This is a genomic window from Nitrosomonas sp. (assembly GCF_043753625.1).
GTDB lineage: Bacteria > Pseudomonadota > Gammaproteobacteria > Burkholderiales > Nitrosomonadaceae > Nitrosomonas.
This window is the reverse complement of sequence record NZ_JAYUWI010000009.1, coordinates 20,917-37,465: the sequence shown is the minus strand read 5'-3', so window position 1 is coordinate 37,465 and position 16,549 is coordinate 20,917. Positions and strand designations below refer to the sequence as shown.

18 protein-coding genes are annotated in these 16,549 nt (G+C 47.9%); 12 read left to right on the top strand and 6 right to left on the bottom strand.

The genetic code is table 11. The features are described 5' to 3' along the window. Positions 1–7 precede the first annotated feature (7 nt). Positions 8–2,119, top strand: coding sequence for a type IV pilus secretin PilQ (gene pilQ, locus ACH10T_RS00710; protein ID WP_394807429.1), 2,112 nt, complete (start codon positions 8–10; stop codon positions 2,117–2,119). Between the two features lie 7 nt (positions 2,120–2,126). Here pilQ and ACH10T_RS00705 read toward each other — a convergent pair whose 3' ends face one another. Next, positions 2,127–2,591 carry a tRNA (cytidine(34)-2'-O)-methyltransferase gene (locus ACH10T_RS00705; RefSeq protein ID WP_394807428.1) on the bottom strand — a complete coding sequence of 155 codons (465 nt, stop codon included), beginning with the start codon at positions 2,589–2,591 and terminating at the stop codon, positions 2,127–2,129. A gap of 25 nt (positions 2,592–2,616) precedes the next feature. Then, positions 2,617–3,315, bottom strand: a complete 699-nt coding sequence (locus tag ACH10T_RS00700; RefSeq protein ID WP_394807427.1) for a ComF family protein — start codon at positions 3,313–3,315, stop codon at positions 2,617–2,619. 131 nt (positions 3,316–3,446) lie between these two features. Between ACH10T_RS00700 and bioB the strand changes: the two genes are divergently transcribed. The 11 genes from bioB (at position 3,447) to ACH10T_RS00645 (ending at position 12,209) form a co-directional block, all read left to right on the top strand. Further along, positions 3,447–4,451, top strand: coding sequence for a biotin synthase BioB (gene bioB / locus ACH10T_RS00695; RefSeq protein ID WP_394807426.1), 1,005 nt, complete (start codon positions 3,447–3,449; stop codon positions 4,449–4,451). 3 nt (positions 4,452–4,454) lie between these two features. Beyond that, on the top strand, positions 4,455–5,621 hold the full coding sequence (gene bioF / locus ACH10T_RS00690; RefSeq protein WP_394807425.1) for an 8-amino-7-oxononanoate synthase: 1,167 nt from the start codon (positions 4,455–4,457) through the stop codon (positions 5,619–5,621). Then, complete coding sequence (bioH, locus tag ACH10T_RS00685; RefSeq protein WP_394807424.1) at positions 5,618–6,388, top strand: pimeloyl-ACP methyl ester esterase BioH; 771 nt, start codon at positions 5,618–5,620, stop codon at positions 6,386–6,388. Before bioF ends, bioH begins: the two co-directional genes overlap by 4 nt. Continuing rightward, complete coding sequence (gene bioC, locus ACH10T_RS00680) at positions 6,366–7,247, top strand: malonyl-ACP O-methyltransferase BioC (RefSeq protein WP_394807423.1); 882 nt, start codon at positions 6,366–6,368, stop codon at positions 7,245–7,247. The genes bioH and bioC overlap by 23 nt, the downstream gene beginning before the upstream one ends. 10 nt (positions 7,248–7,257) lie before the next feature. Beyond that, entirely contained in the window at positions 7,258–7,935 is a 678-nt protein-coding gene (gene bioD, locus ACH10T_RS00675; protein WP_394807422.1) for a dethiobiotin synthase, read from the top strand. 176 nt (positions 7,936–8,111) lie between these two features. Further along, positions 8,112–8,750 (top strand): hypothetical protein, encoded by a 639-nt coding sequence (locus ACH10T_RS00670; RefSeq protein WP_394807421.1) that lies wholly within the window; start codon positions 8,112–8,114, stop codon positions 8,748–8,750. Between the two features lie 273 nt (positions 8,751–9,023). Beyond that, positions 9,024–9,893, top strand: a complete 870-nt coding sequence (locus tag ACH10T_RS00665) for a DUF4238 domain-containing protein (RefSeq protein ID WP_394807420.1) — start codon at positions 9,024–9,026, stop codon at positions 9,891–9,893. A gap of 263 nt (positions 9,894–10,156) precedes the next feature. Further along, on the top strand, positions 10,157–10,756 hold the full coding sequence (locus tag ACH10T_RS00660) for a hypothetical protein (RefSeq protein ID WP_394807419.1): 600 nt from the start codon (positions 10,157–10,159) through the stop codon (positions 10,754–10,756). A gap of 105 nt (positions 10,757–10,861) precedes the next feature. Then, the gene (locus ACH10T_RS00655; RefSeq protein WP_292994962.1) at positions 10,862–11,074 is read left to right on the top strand and encodes a DUF4177 domain-containing protein; all 213 of its coding nucleotides are present in this window, start codon (positions 10,862–10,864) and stop codon (positions 11,072–11,074) included. A gap of 25 nt (positions 11,075–11,099) precedes the next feature. After that, on the top strand, positions 11,100–11,483 hold the full coding sequence (locus ACH10T_RS00650; protein WP_394807418.1) for a TM2 domain-containing protein: 384 nt from the start codon (positions 11,100–11,102) through the stop codon (positions 11,481–11,483). A 201-nt stretch (positions 11,484–11,684) separates the two neighbouring features. Continuing rightward, positions 11,685–12,209 (top strand): hypothetical protein, encoded by a 525-nt coding sequence (locus ACH10T_RS00645; protein WP_394807417.1) that lies wholly within the window; start codon positions 11,685–11,687, stop codon positions 12,207–12,209. Between the two features lie 132 nt (positions 12,210–12,341). Here the strand turns inward: ACH10T_RS00645 and ACH10T_RS00640 are convergent, their stop codons facing one another. From ACH10T_RS00640 to ACH10T_RS00625, 4 genes are all read right to left on the bottom strand, one after another. Then, positions 12,342–12,641: a hypothetical protein gene (locus ACH10T_RS00640; protein ID WP_394807416.1), complete on the bottom strand. Its 300-nt coding sequence runs from the start codon at positions 12,639–12,641 to the stop codon at positions 12,342–12,344. Between the two features lie 176 nt (positions 12,642–12,817). Beyond that, a complete protein-coding gene (locus tag ACH10T_RS00635; protein ID WP_394807415.1) occupies positions 12,818–13,546 on the bottom strand; it encodes a Crp/Fnr family transcriptional regulator in 729 nt (242 codons plus the stop codon). 24 nt (positions 13,547–13,570) lie between these two features. Further along, complete coding sequence (locus tag ACH10T_RS00630; protein WP_394807414.1) at positions 13,571–14,395, bottom strand: response regulator; 825 nt, start codon at positions 14,393–14,395, stop codon at positions 13,571–13,573. Further along, positions 14,385–16,511: a PAS domain S-box protein gene (locus tag ACH10T_RS00625; RefSeq protein WP_394807413.1), complete on the bottom strand. Its 2,127-nt coding sequence runs from the start codon at positions 16,509–16,511 to the stop codon at positions 14,385–14,387. Before ACH10T_RS00625 ends, ACH10T_RS00630 begins: the two co-directional genes overlap by 11 nt. Between the last annotated feature and the right edge of the window lie 38 nt (positions 16,512–16,549).

Genomic DNA, 16,549 nt, shown 5'->3' with positions numbered 1-16,549 from the left:
TAAAGCTATGAAGCTACTAATAATGAGAAAATATAGCCTAATCGTGGTTATAGCAGCACTGTCAGTTTGTTTTGCAACAGCAGTTTTTGCTGAACCAACTGTAACTGCAGTAACAGCACAGAACAGTATCCGCTCTATTGATATTTCTACCTTCCGGAATGGCCAAGTAATCGCCAAATTAACTTTAGATCACCCATTAGGCACTCTTCCAACGGGTGTTGCAATGGATAATCCCTATCGTATTTATTTTGACTTCTATCAGGTTTCTAATGGTCTGGGTAAGAACATTCAAGAAGCTGCAGATGGAGATTTACGCAGTATCAATATCGTGCAGGTCGAGGATAGAACCCGACTGGTGTTGAATTTATCGAAATTAATGCGGCACGATATCCGGGCGCAAGAGAATTTACTGTTAATCAATTTGGTTAGTGTGGTTGAGAATCAAGCAGTCAACACAGTTGTTCGTTTTGCTGAAGAGACGCCCAATAAAAAATTGAGTAGTCTGCAGGATATTGATTTTCGGCGTGGTGCGAATGGTGAAGGCCGCGTAGAAGTTGATATGACAAAAGCGGGTACAGCTGTTGATGTACAGCAGCAGGGCGATGATATTTTTGTCGAATTTGTGGACACGTTATTGCCTGATAGCTTGAGAAGACGATTCGATGTGGTAGATTTCGCCACGCCAGTGCATACCATTGAAACTTCCAAGAAGGGTGATAATGTACGGATGGTGGTGAAATCCAAAGGCCGCTGGGAGCATTCTGCACGTCAGACGGGTAAACGGTTTATCCTGGAAGTAAGGGCCCTGACTGAAGATGAGGAAGAACTGGCGAGAAAGAAACGTGTCGACGGTGGATATACGGGCGATAGACTTTCGCTTAATTTCCAGGACGTGGAAGTGCGAGCAGTACTACAAGTGATTGCTGATTTCACCAATTTTAATATCATCGCCAGCGATTCCGTTGCAGGAAATCTCACCTTACGATTAAAAGATGTTCCTTGGGATCAGGCGCTTGATATTGTGCTGCAGGCACATGGTTTGGATAAGCGGAAAACAGGCAATGTTATTTTTGTGGCGCCGCGTAAAGAAATGGCCGACAGAGAGTTACTGGACTTAGAAGCGCAATTGCAGGTAACTGAAATGGAGCCTGTGCGTTCAGAAATTTTTCAATTGAATCATCGCAGGGTTAATTCTTTATCGTTTGAAGGGATGCTGAGCAAGCGCGGTACGATCAATTTGGATGAGATAAGCAATACCGTAACGGTTACAGATATTCCCGTTAGATTAAGTGAGATTAAAAAGCGGATACAGCGGTTAGATGTTTTTGAAAGGCAGGTTATGATTGAGGCGCGTATTGTAGAAGCGATTGATACATTTAGTCGTAGCTTGGGCGCGCGTTTTGGTATACAAAATTCAACTGGTCTGGGTGGTCAGGGACTGGGAGTTTCAGGTAATCTGACTGGTTCAAGTGCTTTAGCTGGCGGCGGTGGTACGGCAGGCGCTAACAATCTAAATGTCAATTTGCCAGCCGCGGCTGCGACTGGATTACTAGGCGGACCAGCTGCACTGGGGCTCAGTTTGATGAAGTTTAATAATGGCCGGTTAATCAACCTCGAATTATCTGCATTAGAAACGGATAACAAAGGAAGAGTGATTGCCAGCCCTCGTGTGGTGACCGCACATGGAATAGAGGCCACTATTGAACAAGGTGATCGAGTACCCTTTCAACAAGCGACCAGTAGCGGTGCTACAAGCATACGTTTTATGGATGCGACACTCAGGCTAAAGGTTAAGCCATTGATTACCTACAATGGTCAGATCGATATGGAATTAAATGTTAATCAAGATAAGATTGGCACACCTATCAATCAATTTCTACCGCCACCGATTAATACCAAACAAGTAACGACCAAAGTTCTGGTAGAAAATGGCGGAACCGTGGTGATTGGTGGTATTTTTGATAGAACTGAGAATCAAGTGGTTAATAAAGTGCCGCTTTTGGGTGATATTCCTGTGCTGGGCAGTATTTTTCGTAATACGGTTAAAGTGGATAATAAACGCGAATTGTTGATTTTTGTGACGCCGCGTATCTTAAGCGAGAATCTTAATCTACAGTAACGATCTTCTATTGTCCCGATGGGAATTCAGCTTGGCGCCATGCCTCATAAGCAACAATGGCAACGGCATTGGATAAGTTCAAACTGCGGCTGGTCGCGATCATCGGTACTCGAATAAGGTGTGGTCTCGGGAAAGATTCCATGATGTGGATAGGCAATCCGCAACTTTCTGCGCCAAACACAAAAGCATCTCCGGCTTTGTATGTCACTTTGTCATAACGCTGTTTTCCCTTCGTAGTGATCGCAAACATGCGATATCCTGGCAAACTCTGACAGCAATCTGCCCAATTCTCATGCACTTTTATTTGTGCAAATTCATGGTAATCCAGCCCGGCACGTAATAACTGCTTGTCTTGTAGTGGAAAACCTAAAGGTTTAACCAGATGCAATTGCATGCCGGTGTTGGCGCAGAGGCGGATGATATTGCCCGTATTGGGCGGGATTTCCGGTTGGTGAAGTATGATGTTAAACATGCGGATAGTGTTGATTAAGGAATTGTCACAGCCTATGGGAGCCGATCTGATTTATCTCTGGTAAAGTTCTGGCGATAACCCAGTTACTGATTTCAGCAGCACCTTGCTTACGTAAAATTTTAGCCAATTCATTTAATGTAGCACCAGTTGTCATCACGTCATCGATCAGTGCGACATGTTTGCCCGACAAATTTATACTACAACTAAAAGCCTTACGGATATTTTTCTGGCGATCCTTCCAAGCTAATCCGGTTTGTGGCGGTGTATGTTTAATACGCTGACAACTATCGGGTAATAAAACAATCCTCATATGTTTCGAGATATATCGACTGATTTCCATAGCCTGATTGAATCCGCGCTCACGCAACCGGATCGGATGTAGCGGCATCGGTATGATGACATCCGGTATTCTCTTCTCTGTTGCCTTAAATCGTGTAATGAAGAAGTTGGCGAGAATCGGTGCGATAGCGAGATCAGTTTGATATTTTAACGCATGAATCATTGCATCGACAGGAAAGGTATAGCGAAGTGCTGCAATGGTGCGTGTGAATGCGGGCGGTTTTATCAAACAAGCGCCACAGATTTCCGCTGTTGGTACCGGCCACAGGCAAATAGGACAATGGTTAAGCGGCAGCTGCGGTAAGTGATTATAACAAGGCTCGCATAAATCCTGTTTTGCAGGGATAGCACACAACACACAATTCTTCTGGTTCAAGATCTGCACGATAATTAATCCATTGTTTAAAAATGGGGTGTGGAAAAATTGACAATGTCCATTGAATCCTTGATCATCCAAATTTATCGGCAACTGGCGCGAATGATGCGCCACTTAAACAAAAAGACAGGTAAATCGGTATGAATTTAGATTCTCTCACAATCAGCGAAATACAAAATGATTCAAGCAGTATAACCGGGAAATCAGATGATTCAGTCTATTGGAATGTGGCTGAAGTTCAGTTGTTACTGGATACGCCATTTAACGAGCTGATTTACCGCGCACAATGTATTCATCGCCAGCATCACGATGCCAACGGTGTGCAGTTATCCACATTGATTTCGGTCAAAACAGGTGGTTGCCCGGAAGACTGCGGTTACTGCCCGCAAGCGGCGCGGTATCATACTGGTGTTGATAATCAAGACATGTTGTCATTGGATGAAGTCGTGTCGGCAGCGGCTGCAGCGAAAGCTAACGGCGCATCGCGGTTTTGCATGGGTGCGGCGTGGCGCGGACCGAAACAACGGGATATGGATAAAATGACCGAAATGGTGCGCGCGGTTAAATCGCTAGGGATGGAAACTTGTGCGACATTGGGATTGTTAAAACCCGGACAGGCGCAACAACTCGGTGATGCCGGTTTGGATTATTACAATCACAATCTCGATACAGCGCCGGAATTTTATGAAGAAATCATCACCACGCGACAGTATGAGGATCGCTTGAACACGCTGCAGCAAGTGCGTGATGCCGGAATCAATGTGTGTTGCGGCGGTATTGTCGGCATGGGAGAAACGCGTCTGTCGCGTGCCGGACTGATCGCGCAATTGGCCAATTTAAATCCATATCCGGAATCCGTTCCGATCAATCATCTGGTCCAAGTTCAGGGTACGCCACTGTATGGCACTGCGGCGCTGGATCCGCTGGAGTTTGTGCGTACGATTGCAGCAGCGCGGATTACCATGCCGAAAGCTATGGTGCGATTGTCTGCTGGCAGGCAGGACATGTCAGAAGCCGTCCAAGCGTTGTGTTTTCTGGCTGGCGCCAATTCGATTTTTTATGGCGACAAATTGTTGACGACGGGAAATCCGGAAACAGATCGTGACCGGGCGTTATTGGACAAACTGGGGCTACACGCGCTTTAACGCATGTTTCCAGATTTGGCTGAACAACTGCGTGCCCGCGAGCAGCAAGGGCTGCAGCGTTTCCGGCAAGTCGTGGAAAGCCCGCAAGCAAGCCATATCACCATTGATGGCCATGACTATCTGGCATTTAGCAGTAATGATTATCTGGGGTTGGCCAATCATCCGGACTTGATTCAGTCGGCTTGCGAAGGTGCGCAGTGCTACGGTGTGGGAGCCGGCGCATCGCATCTCATCCATGGCCATTCTGCCGCGCATCATATTCTGGAAGAATCTCTGGCGCAGTTTGCCGGTTTTCCAAGAGCACTACTATTTTCTACCGGGTATATGGCAAATATCGGCGTGGTCACAGCTTTAGTTGGACGTGAAGATGCTATTTTTGCAGATAAACTGAACCACGCTTCGCTGAACGATGCGGCTTTACTGTCACGGGCTAAATTTATTCGATTTCCGCATCGGGATCTTGCTGCTTTGGAACAACGCTTGGCGGATTCCAATGCCCGGCGCAAGCTGGTTATTTCTGATGCCGTGTTCAGTATGGAAGGCGATATCGCACCGATCAAGCAGCTGATTGCACTGTGTGAGAAATATCATGCGCTGTTACTGTTGGACGATGCCCATGGTTTCGGTGTATTAGGGCAGCAGGGGCGAGGCAGTTTGTTCCTGCCGGATAGCGACAGAATTCATTCACCGAACATCGTGTATATGGCAACGCTGGGTAAAGCCGCCGGTGTATTTGGTGCATTTGTTGCCGCACAAGCAGATGTGATCGAAACTTTGATCCAGTCTGCGCGCAGTTATATTTACACGACAGCTTCGCCGCCATTGCTCTCGCACGCACTATTAACGAGTCTGAAACTGATTGAACTAGACGAATGGCGGCGTGACGCTTTGCTGCAAAATATTGCACAATTGAAAAAAGACTTACTGTTTTCGTCCTGGAAATTACTGCCTTCCAGCACGCCGATTCAACCCTTGTTGATTGGTGAAAGCCATGAGGCAGTACGGGTCAGTCAGGCATTACGTGAACGCGGAATTTTGGTTCCGGCGATTCGCCCGCCGACGGTGCCACGAGGTAAAGCGCGATTACGTATTTCGTTGTCCGCTGCGCATCAGTCACATGATATTCTGCGCTTGACACAGGCATTGAATGAATTGACACTCGATTCATGACGTATCTGCATGTCGAATCGATAGGAAACGGTCCTGATCTCGTTTTATTGCACGGCTGGGCCATGCACAGTGGTATCTGGAACGGCGTTCGCGATCAATTGGCGCAACAATTCCGTTTGCATTTGGTGGATTTGCCCGGACATGGATTGAGTCCCGCGTGTGATCCGGGAACACTGAATCACCTCGTTGAGGTCATCACTGAAATTCTGCCCGAGCATTGCATGATCGGCGGTTGGTCATTGGGTGGACAGATTGCGATGGAATTGGCGCTGCGTGAACCGGGCCGTGTGCAGCAACTGATTCTGATTTCGACTACGCCCTGTTTCGCCAAACGCGACGATTGGGAATGGGGCATGGAGCACAAATTGTTGCAACTGTTTTTGGAAAATCTGAAACTGAATTATGCGACCACTATTAACCGCTTCCTGACGCTGCAAATGAGCGGCGACCGGGATGCAAGCAAGATTCTGCTGCAATTGCGCAAGCACTTTTTTCAGCGCGCCGAACCCGATCCGGATGCATTGCAAAAGGGACTCAGAATTTTGCAGGATAGTGACTTACGCGACCGCATGGGGGCTATCAAACAACCGGTTTTATTATTGCATGGTGAAAATGACGTGATTACGCATCCCGCCGCTGCCGACTGGATGCATCAGCAATTAGTACAATCGCAACGGGTGATGTTTCCGCATTGCGGGCACGCACCGTTTTTATCTTACCCCGATCAATTTGTGACTTGTCTCAATGAATTCCGAACACACGCTTGATAAAAAACAATTGCGTATTGCGTTTGAACGCGCAGCGAACAGCTACGACCAAGCGGCTGTGCTGCAACGTGAAATCAGCAACCGCATGCTGTCGCGCCTGGAATACATCAAATACCAACCGGATGTGATTCTCGATGCCGGCAGTGGTACGGGCTATGGCAGTCAGCAACTGGCCAAACGCTATCCCGCCAGTCAACTGATTGCCATGGATATTGCCAGGACAATGCTGTTGCACGCCCGGCCGAACACGGCCTGGTGGCAGCGCTTGCTGCCGTTACTGCAACAACATGCCTATTATGTGTGCGCCGATATTGAGCAAATTCCGATTAAAAATGAAAGTGTCGGTATGATATGGTCGAATCTCGCGCTGCAATGGTGTAATGATCTGGAACACACATTTGCCGAGATGCATCGCATTTTGCGTACCGATGGTCTGGTGATGTTCAGCACCTTTGGCCCGGATACCCTGAAGGAATTGCGCCAGTCTTTTGCGCAAGTGGATGCGTTCAGTCACGTTAACCGCTTTATTGATATGCATGATATTGGTGATCTGCTGGTGCACAATGGTTTTTCCACGCCAGTAATGGACATGGAATATATCACCCTGACTTATCCGGATGTCACGAGTGTGATGCGCGATTTAAAAGCCATCGGTGCGCATAACGTGACACAAGGCCGGAATCAGGGGATGATGGGGAAAAACAAGTGGCAGAAAGCCATCACGGAATATGAAAAATTACGCCGCGACGGCAAATTGCCCGCCACGTATGAAGTGGTGTATGGCCACGCCTGGAAACCGCAATCGCGCCAATCTGTGTTGACGCCGGAAACGCGCAGGCAACTGGGTTTAATGGGGTAATCAGCTTTCTATGGCTACAGGTTTCTTTGTTACCGGTACCGACACCGGCATCGGCAAAACCACTGTGAGTTGCGCATTACTCTATGCGTTTGCCGCGCAAGGCAAGAAAGTTGCCGGTATGAAGCCGATTGTAGCCGGTAGCGAAAATGGTCAGTGGCTGGATGTGGAACAATTGCTCACCGCCAGCAACGTGAACGTTACCCGCCAGCAAATTAACCCCTACGCATTCGATCCGCCCATTTCCCCGCACCTTGCCGCACAACAATCGGGAACGGAAATTGATCTGTCGGTGATTCATCACGCTTATCAGCAACTCAGTGCAAAAGCGGATCTTGTCATCGTCGAAGGTGCGGGCGGGTTTCTGGTGCCGATCAATGACAGGCAGAATGGCGCGGATCTGGCGAAAATGTTGAATCTGCCGGTGATATTGGTGGTTGGCATGTGCCTGGGTTGTCTGAATCATGCATTGCTAACGGCTCAGGCAATACAGGCTGCCGGATTGACATTGGCAGGCTGGGTGGCGAATTGTGTGGATCCGCAGATGCTGGCTTTGGAGCAAAATATTGCGGCATTGGAGCAGCGGTTGGATTGCCCGTTGCTGGGGACTCTGCCGTTCCTCGGAGAAACTGATATTGCACACAGTATTAGGTTATTGGATACTCAGATTTTGACAAATGATCATATATGATCGCATCAATTATAGTATCGGCCATTCAATTGTGCGAATTGTCATATCCGGGAATGCTGTTTTATAGATATCCTTGTCTATCTTTTTAACGGCTGATCGCTCATGAGTGAGCGTTATAGTAAATAGGCCGTCCAGTCGATTTGGTTTTTATAAAGGATAATCTTTCCTATACCACAATGAGTTACTTAGATCTAACAGACAATCAACTCAACCCCATCGGATGTTGGGATCAACCGCTTGACCGGTTGTGTCCGCCTTTGGCCTGCGATCTGGCGCTTTTTGATCAAAACGGCTACGACTTAACGGATTTGGAGCAATGTTTTGCAGTGGCTAACTTAATGCCTTTTCACGCGCATCGAGAACATCGGCATGCTTTAAAGGCGCCTTGGTTCACACAACCGGACAGGGTGGAAGGCGCGGTGCTTAACCACAGTTTGTTATTCGAACGTAAAGGGTATGCCGAAGAAGCGCTTGAACAGCTTGAACGCTGGGCGCAAACAAATCCTTTGGTCTACAAAATCATCAAAATGCGCCCCAAGTGGGGACTGGATTTCAGCATGGACTATGCGGATCGCGCAGGCAATGTCTTTGAAGTACTACACTGGGAATATGATGGTTTTGATTTTGAGGAAGTGGCGGAACGTAAGCGCCAGCTAGAGGTAAAATTTGCGGCCACCGATTGGGACGATGCCGCAACCCGAATCCTGAAACAAAAAGACCAATGGCATCACCTGGATTTTTTTGCGCAGAGCGATTGGAAGTGTAATTACTTTGGGATCGTTAAAGAGCGATTTAAGATGGTGATTTGGGAGTAGGAGACTCTGGATTTGAGACAAATTATTGAGAGATATCTGCCGGGATGCATGGGGGGCATAGCGAGTCGTATCAGGTTATGTCATAAATGGATCTAAATCGGTATGTTATGATGATATGTAAATCAACCATTGGCCTGAAAAATAAAGAGATATCATGAGGATGACGTGGATAGATCGGGCCTATGACGTAATATATTGCGTCATTTCGAAGGTCTAATTCTTGTTAGGCTGCACATGACACAGAGTGCCAGCAATCCAAAGATGCACCACTTCGTGCCTCGGTCGTACTTAGCAAGATTCAGTGACACCGAAGGATTTCTGCACGTTTTCGATCGTTTGTCTCGCTCATTTAGAAGACAGCGGCCAAAGGAAGTTATGAAGATCAATTCCTACTATCGCCAAGAGTGGGCGCCACCCGGGATCGATCCAAATATTTTTGAAAAATCGTTGGGCGAATGGTTGGAATCCGCCGCAAAGGATTCCATTGATCGTTTGACTCACTCCCCCGCTAGACTTACAGGAGAAGATGCAACGCTACTGAATTACATTGAGTTGCAACGTATTAGAGTCCCAAGACAAGCTGAAGCGGCAAAGGATCTAATGCGACAAACTCTTCTGCGACTGGCTCCGCCTGATGTTGTGGCCACCATCCGTGCTGGAGAAGTACTGTTAGAGATCAAGGATTCTGCTCGCTTTGAGTACATGCGGATAGTCAATGGGAAGCTCTTTCCTTGGTTTGCTCGAATGGAATGGGAAGTTGTTGAGGCTGTGAAGGGCGCAGCATTCGTTACCACGGATAGTCCTGTATCCTTCTATAACGCAATGACCCCGCCACCAGCGGAGCCGGGTCTCGCCCTTGCGGGAACCATTGTGTTCTTTCCTCTTAGCTCGTGTCATGCACTACTGATGCGCCACCCCGAGATTCGAACATACCCAGATATTTCACGGTTAGCGGTGTTGCCGGAACCGCCCGCGGACGATGTGCAGATCTCGATTACTCACGGAGTTGTATGGAACGCAAAGGTCGTCAACAATTTCAATTGGAAAATGATGCAGCTTTCCGACCGACTTATCGTAGGCGAGAGCAAAGAGTTGCTGGAGGCATGTACTTCGACCAGCCACCGACCGGACGATGCAACCTAACATTTCGCTGCAGCCACGCCGCTGAGGGCTGTAGGGTGCACAATAGCGGTCTTCCGCGTATTGCACCGTATGAGTTACATGTGGCGTAATACGGCTATCGCCTATTACGCTCTACTAATGAATGTAGATTGCGAGTTGAATAATCCGTATTTGTCACTCCAAATATAGTGAGGAATCTTTGGTAATCAGCAAGATAGATTTCTCGCTATGCTCGAAATGACAGTTATTCAGGGTTTCCGTCAGCGAAGAAGAACAAAGGAGTTATGTTTTACAAAGAAATCTTAAGTTTTCTCGCCATCGTACTGACATTGATGGCGTTTATTCCGTATATCCGCGCAATCTTTAATGGAGCCATCAGACCGCATGTCTTTTCCTGGGTCATTTGGGGTGCGACCACCTTTCTGGCTTTTCTGGCGCAGTTGGAGGACAAAGGCGGTGTGGGCGCGTGGCCGATCGGCGTTTCAGGTAGCATTACGATATTTATTGCATTTCTGGCTTACTTGAAACGTGCCGATGTGACCATTACGAAAACCGATTGGCTGTTTTTTGTCGCGGCGCTGTCTTCTTTGCCGCTGTGGTACTTTACGTCAGATCCGTTATGGGCGGTCGTTTTGCTGACTACTGTCGATGCAATCGGATTCGGACCTACGATTAGGAAAGCCTATCATTTCCCATATTCAGAATCGTTGCTGTTTTTTGGCCTGTTCACGGTGCGTAATCTGCTCGTCATGATGGCGTTTGAGAATTATTCGGTGACAACCTTATTATTTCCAGCCGTCATCGCGGCAATGTGTGTATTGTTAATGGCGATGGTCGCGTATCGAAGGCGGGTTTTCGCAGCTCAAGGAATGGGAGCGGTATAGTTTTGAGAAATTTCTGGAATGCTGTGCCAGTTAATGATACGCATGGTTCGGCGAGCTCACTTTTTGAATGGATTTCATTCTGATTAAACCGCAGGAGATTAAAAGATGGCTTATAAGGAATACAAAGTGTTACATGTGACAGAAGGCGGAATCGGAACGATTTTTCTGGGCGCATCGGGGATCCCGATCAAGCGGCTGGAAACGACATTGAATAAAGAGGCGGCGGATGGCTGGACGCTGGTATTCCAGTTTGTCGAACAGAAGCGGTTTATGCTGTTCTGGAAAAGGGAAGCGGTCATTATTACGCTGGCCCGCTGATTTTCAAAGCGGGTATGCAAAAATAATGAAAACGAAAGAGGCAGTTCAGGAAGCAGAAGAGCAAATCCGAAATCTGGTGCGCGAATTGCCCGATGAAAAAAGATTACTGTTTTTCCAGCAAGCAGAAAAAGATCTGAAAGATCCGGATACCTACGCGGCGTTAAACGCTCTGTTTGTCGCCGGGCTTCATCATTTTTATCTGGGTCAATGGGTTCGTGGTTCGATTAATTTATTCATCTTTGTGGCTGGGATGGTTTTTTTGTTTGCTGGGCAGGTGGCTATTGGAATCGGATTACTGATCGCGATCAGCCTAGTTGAGCTCAAGGCTTTGTTTGCCGCGCAGATCGTGGTTCAGGATTACAACAACGCGGTGATGGAAAGAATCTATCGTGAGGTGATCAAAGATTGATTAAACTTAAGGAAGCTCTGACTAAGTCCTTCGACAGGCTCAGGACGAACGGTAATATATTGATTACGTTCGTGGTGAGCTTGTCGAACCATGAATGTAATCAACTTAATCAGAATTTTCTTAAGTTTCGTTCGTGATCGCGCTGTATGTGTCTGCTAACCTGGTTGTTAATATAAAAGACTGCATCTTAGGAAACATCAAATGCAAGAGTTGTTATGCTTAATTCTCTCCAAAGGCACTTATGTCGCACTGTTCGTTGCCGGTACGCTATTCGCGCAAAATGCCGAAGCCGAGAAGATATGGAACTGGACCTATAGGGGAGGCAGCATTGTTGCCAGCGGAACGTTTACGACGTCTGAGAACGTGGATTCTCTGGGTTTTTATCAAATTACCCACATCGCCGGTCACCGCAACGGTGACCCCATTAAAAAATTGCATCCAACCGGTAGCGTGATTCCAGGTAACGAGCCCCATACGCTGGATAATTTGATCCGTATTGATCCGCAAGGTCAGATTACCGTGCATGGATTCGGTTTTTCTACCGCATCAGGCAACTATGTCAACACCTTTTATTCCGATTCTCTCGCAACACCGGGCTATAGGGAAGTGTTTACAACGGTATCAACCTTTAGTGAACTACCGGTCAAATTCTTAGCCACGCCGGTAACAGAACCTGAAGTCAGTGTGGATCCGCCAACCGGGCAATCAAGGAATACGGGCCAATAGAATCGAAGCAATAGCGTTATAAGATGTGACGTTATTGATTTCGAATAGGGATGTTCAATCAATGATCTCAACATTCTCTATTTTGAATTGTGCATTTAACGATTGCAGCAGGTCGTCGTGCAGATTAACCCGCTAATCATTTCCTAATTCAAGCTCGCCGCTGGCAAGTTCATTGTGATAGATAACTGTGATCGGACAGGCCGGATGACTATGATTACCGGATAAATAGGGTTTCTGAGTTTGGTTGGAAAAGGGCGCCAACGCTGTCTTGAGATTGGAAACCTGATTGAGCGTGGATGGATCGTAGTGAATTCTGATTTGCTTGGCGAACCGTGAGCGAATTCCGGAGAAATCATAGCGCTGCTCGGCGGTCATTCTGAGTTCTTCACCATTGTATCCGCGGTTGCTAACTTTCAATGACCAGTTCAACATGCGCTTTGCTATCGTCCAGATTGATGACGTCCATTCTGCCGCAGCGCGTCATTTGGAGCCAGATTGAGTACTGTAGGATATCCCGGCGTGAGGGAGCATATCAGTCGTGTTATTCAAGCTTCCCCAAATAAACAATTTGTTTAACAGGGCTGAAAGTAATAAGTTTTTATATTGATTTACAGTCCTTCGCGGTATTGCACATCGCACAGTAGGCGACCAAATTCTTTCTTGACTACACCGTAGCACTCGCAAACGGAGGCCTCTAGTCCGGAACGATCGAGTACTGTAATGTGGCCGCGGCGGTAGTGAATATTGCCCGCGCGCTGCAAATTTCCGGCTGCCTCGGTAATGCCTTCGCGGCGTACGCCAAGCATAATGGCGATTTGCTCCTGTGTGATGACGAGTTCTTGAGCGGGTGCGCGATCGAGTGTCAACAATAGCCAACGGCACAGCCGTTGCTCTATCGAGTGATGCCGATTACAGGCCGCTCCCAGGCTCATTTGTGTCATGAGTGCCTGGGTGTAGCGCAATAACAAGCCTTGCATCAATCCGGCCCGGTTGAATTCCTCTTTGAGGAAGCTGCTTTCGAGGCGGTAAGCGTGACCGGCAGTTTGCACCATGGCTGAACTGGGTGTGGTATCGCCACCCATAAAGAGTGCAATACCGACGACACCTTCATTGCCGACCCCTGCGGTTTCTGCGGATGCGCCAGACTCCGTTACATAGTGCAACGAGACAATGGCGGTGGTGGGGAAATAAGCGTGCCGTAATTGTTCGTCAGGTTCATAAAGGTACTCTCCGAGCGGCATTTCGACCAATTCCAGGTGCGCCGCTATGCGCTCGAAGTCGGTTGTAGGAAGCGCGGCGAGGAGGTGGTTTTGATTGGGGCTATGGGTTAAGAGCATGGCAGAGTATCCGAAATAGGTGTCCTATTTCTTGGATGTGACCTCCAATCCGATGCCGCGATAACCGATGTAGCCAGAAAACCGGTTGAACATGGGCTCCCCGCTGACGTGAAACCTTTGATGCGAGCCATCGTCATTAATGCGGTTAAATTCAAAATCCAAAAAGGGTTGTCGCGCAGCAATCTTTGCTTGTAATTCTGCATGCTCCGCGGCATTCCACCCGGATGGCTTGTCGTTATTTGATTCATCCGTCAAAGAATCAACTCGAATGCCGAGCATTTCCAGAACAGGGCCGGAGACTTTGGTAAAATTACCGCCCTCGTCTTGCTCCCAGTACCAATCGGAGGCTAATTCAGTAAGACTGCGATAGCGCGCCTCGCTTTCGCGTAGTTCGGCCGTACGTCCCTGCACAGTCTTTTCCAGTAATAGATTGTGTTGCTGAAGTAACTTATAGAGCAACCGCACTTCGAGTATGTTATGGATGCGCGTCTTCACTTCAATCAGATCAAACGGTTTGCTGATGAAATCCTTGGCGCCAGCCTGCAACGCACGCAGCTTGTGACCAGGCTGCGCCGTAAGTACGATCACTGACAGATAGGCATCCGACCCGTTGGTCTTTAAGCCTTCCATCACCTGAAATCCATCCATATTGGGCATTTGTAAGTCGAGCAGAATGAGGTCATAGCCGATATTACGATGACGTGCACAAACCTCCTGCGGATTCATGGTTGATTCCACTTGCGTATAACCGGCTTCGCTCAGTAACTGCTCAAGCATACTGATATTGGGTTCTTGATCATCAACAATGAGGATGCTGGCATTAAGAATGTCGGGGGTACTAATTGTCATGATTTTCCATATTTGTGCCGGCTGATTGCGTCTCGGAAAATTTTAGTGCTGCGTCCAGGGTGTCGAAAAATTCGTTTAGCTTGATGGGTTTTGTGAGGTAACGAAAGAATCCGACCTCAAGACCTCTTACGATGTCTCGCGGCATCGCATTGGCACTGAGCGCGATAACCGGTATATGGGCTGTCTCTGGATCTTTGTGCAGAATTTCCAGCGCATGGACCCCGCTAATGCCAGGCAGATTGATGTCCATGAGAATTACATCCGGCCGCGAAGCGCGTGCAATTTCGATGCCACGAAGACCATCCTGAGCGCTCAGCAAGTGGATATCAGGTCGACGTTCGAGCAGGTTTTCTACTAACAGCAGATTGGCCGGATTATCCTCGACATAGAGTAAGGTGCGTAAAGGAGTGTCAGCTGAAATCTTTCGCGGGACGATAACCATGGATTGATCGTCATCAAGCGCTAATTGTGGCGTATCTGTCAGATTTAATTTAATCCAGAACACACTACCTTTTCCGATAGTGCTTTCCACCCCAATTGTACCGCCCATTAATTCTACCAACCGTTTGCTGACTACCAGACCAATGCCCGTGCCTTCCTCTGTGCCGATCTCACGTCCAAGCCGGTTGAATGGCTGGAACAGTTGTGAGAGATTTTCCACACTCAAGCCTTCTCCAGTATCAGTAATGCTAATGCGGATACGATTTGCAGTACCTGTGCTGTAGCTCACCACCACCGTGCCACCTGCTTTATTGTATTTGATCGAATTAGAAAGCAGGTTGATGAGAATTTGTTTTACTCTTGTCCGGTCCGCTTTGACAAAGTAGGTGCAATTGAACTGAGGAAATGTCAGTTTGATGCCGCTTTTTTGCGCTTGAGGCTCAATCATGGCTTGGCAATCGCTTATTACCTCGCTTAACGATATGGGTTCCAGTGACACCAACAGCTTGCCGGATTCGATCAACGCGAGATCAAGGATTTCGTTGATCAAATCCAACAAATACCAGCCTGCTAAAAGAATCTGGTCAATATTGCTCTTCTGGCGGGGAGTGAGCGGTGGTGAACCGGAATCGATCAACTGGGCGAAGCCAAGGATCGCATTAAGCGGAGAACGTAGCTCATGGCTCATGCTGGACAAGAAATCTGATTTTGCGAGATTGGCTTTTTCCGCGATAGACTTGGCACTTTCGAGCTTGATGTTTGTTTCATGCAGTGCCTGATCAAGCAGTTTGCGCTCCGTGATATCGCGCGCTGCTGCGAACACACCTTGCAGTGTTCGGTCACGGTCGTGAAAAGTCGTTGCGTTATAAGACACGACGGTTTCCTTGCCGTCTCTGGCGTGAGCAGTTAGCTCATAATTGGTAATCCGATTTTCAGCCAGCACCCGTTTGATGCCTGCTTCCGCTCGTTCCGGATCGGTAAAGTAATTCTTGAACGGTGCACCGATCAGCTCATCCCGCGTGCAGCCAGTGAGCGCTTCCATTTGCTTGTTGACATCCGAAATTATGCCGGACGGATCGGTCGTTATTAGCGCATCAATATTGGATTCGATGAGAGAGCGTGTGTAGAACTGCTGGTCGCGCAAGCGCTGATCGAGTTTCTTCTGTTCCGCCTCAGCCTGTCTCCGCAGTGTATTATCAGTACCAATCAGCAGAAAGCCGATGATTTCGTCCTGGGCATCGCGGAGTGCCGTGACGGAAACTACTGCTGAGAATCGGCTGTCATCCTTGCGGATATAGGTAAGTTCGTAAATATCCTCGATACCTCGTGAGGCTTTGAACACCAGCGCTTCAAGGCCTGGCGTAATCGGTGTGGAGAGTTCTATGCTTAAAGCCTTGGCACGCGCGATTAACTCTTCAGGATCAGAGATATCTGCTACCGTGATTTTGTCCATTACTTCAGCGGCTGTATAACCCAGCATGCGCTCGGCACCCACGTTAAAAATCTGAATCACGCCTTTGGCATCAGTCGCGATACTCGAAAAGTTAGCGCTATTGAAAATTGCGTTTTGCAATGCTCTTGTTCTATGTAAAGTCTCCTGATGCCGCATTCCGGCAGCGCTGTCTGCCTTAGCATCACCATCTGGGATTATTGTGTCGATTCCTGTTTCAAACAAAGCCAATCTCCGTATAAAAAGTACAACTGCATGCGTTC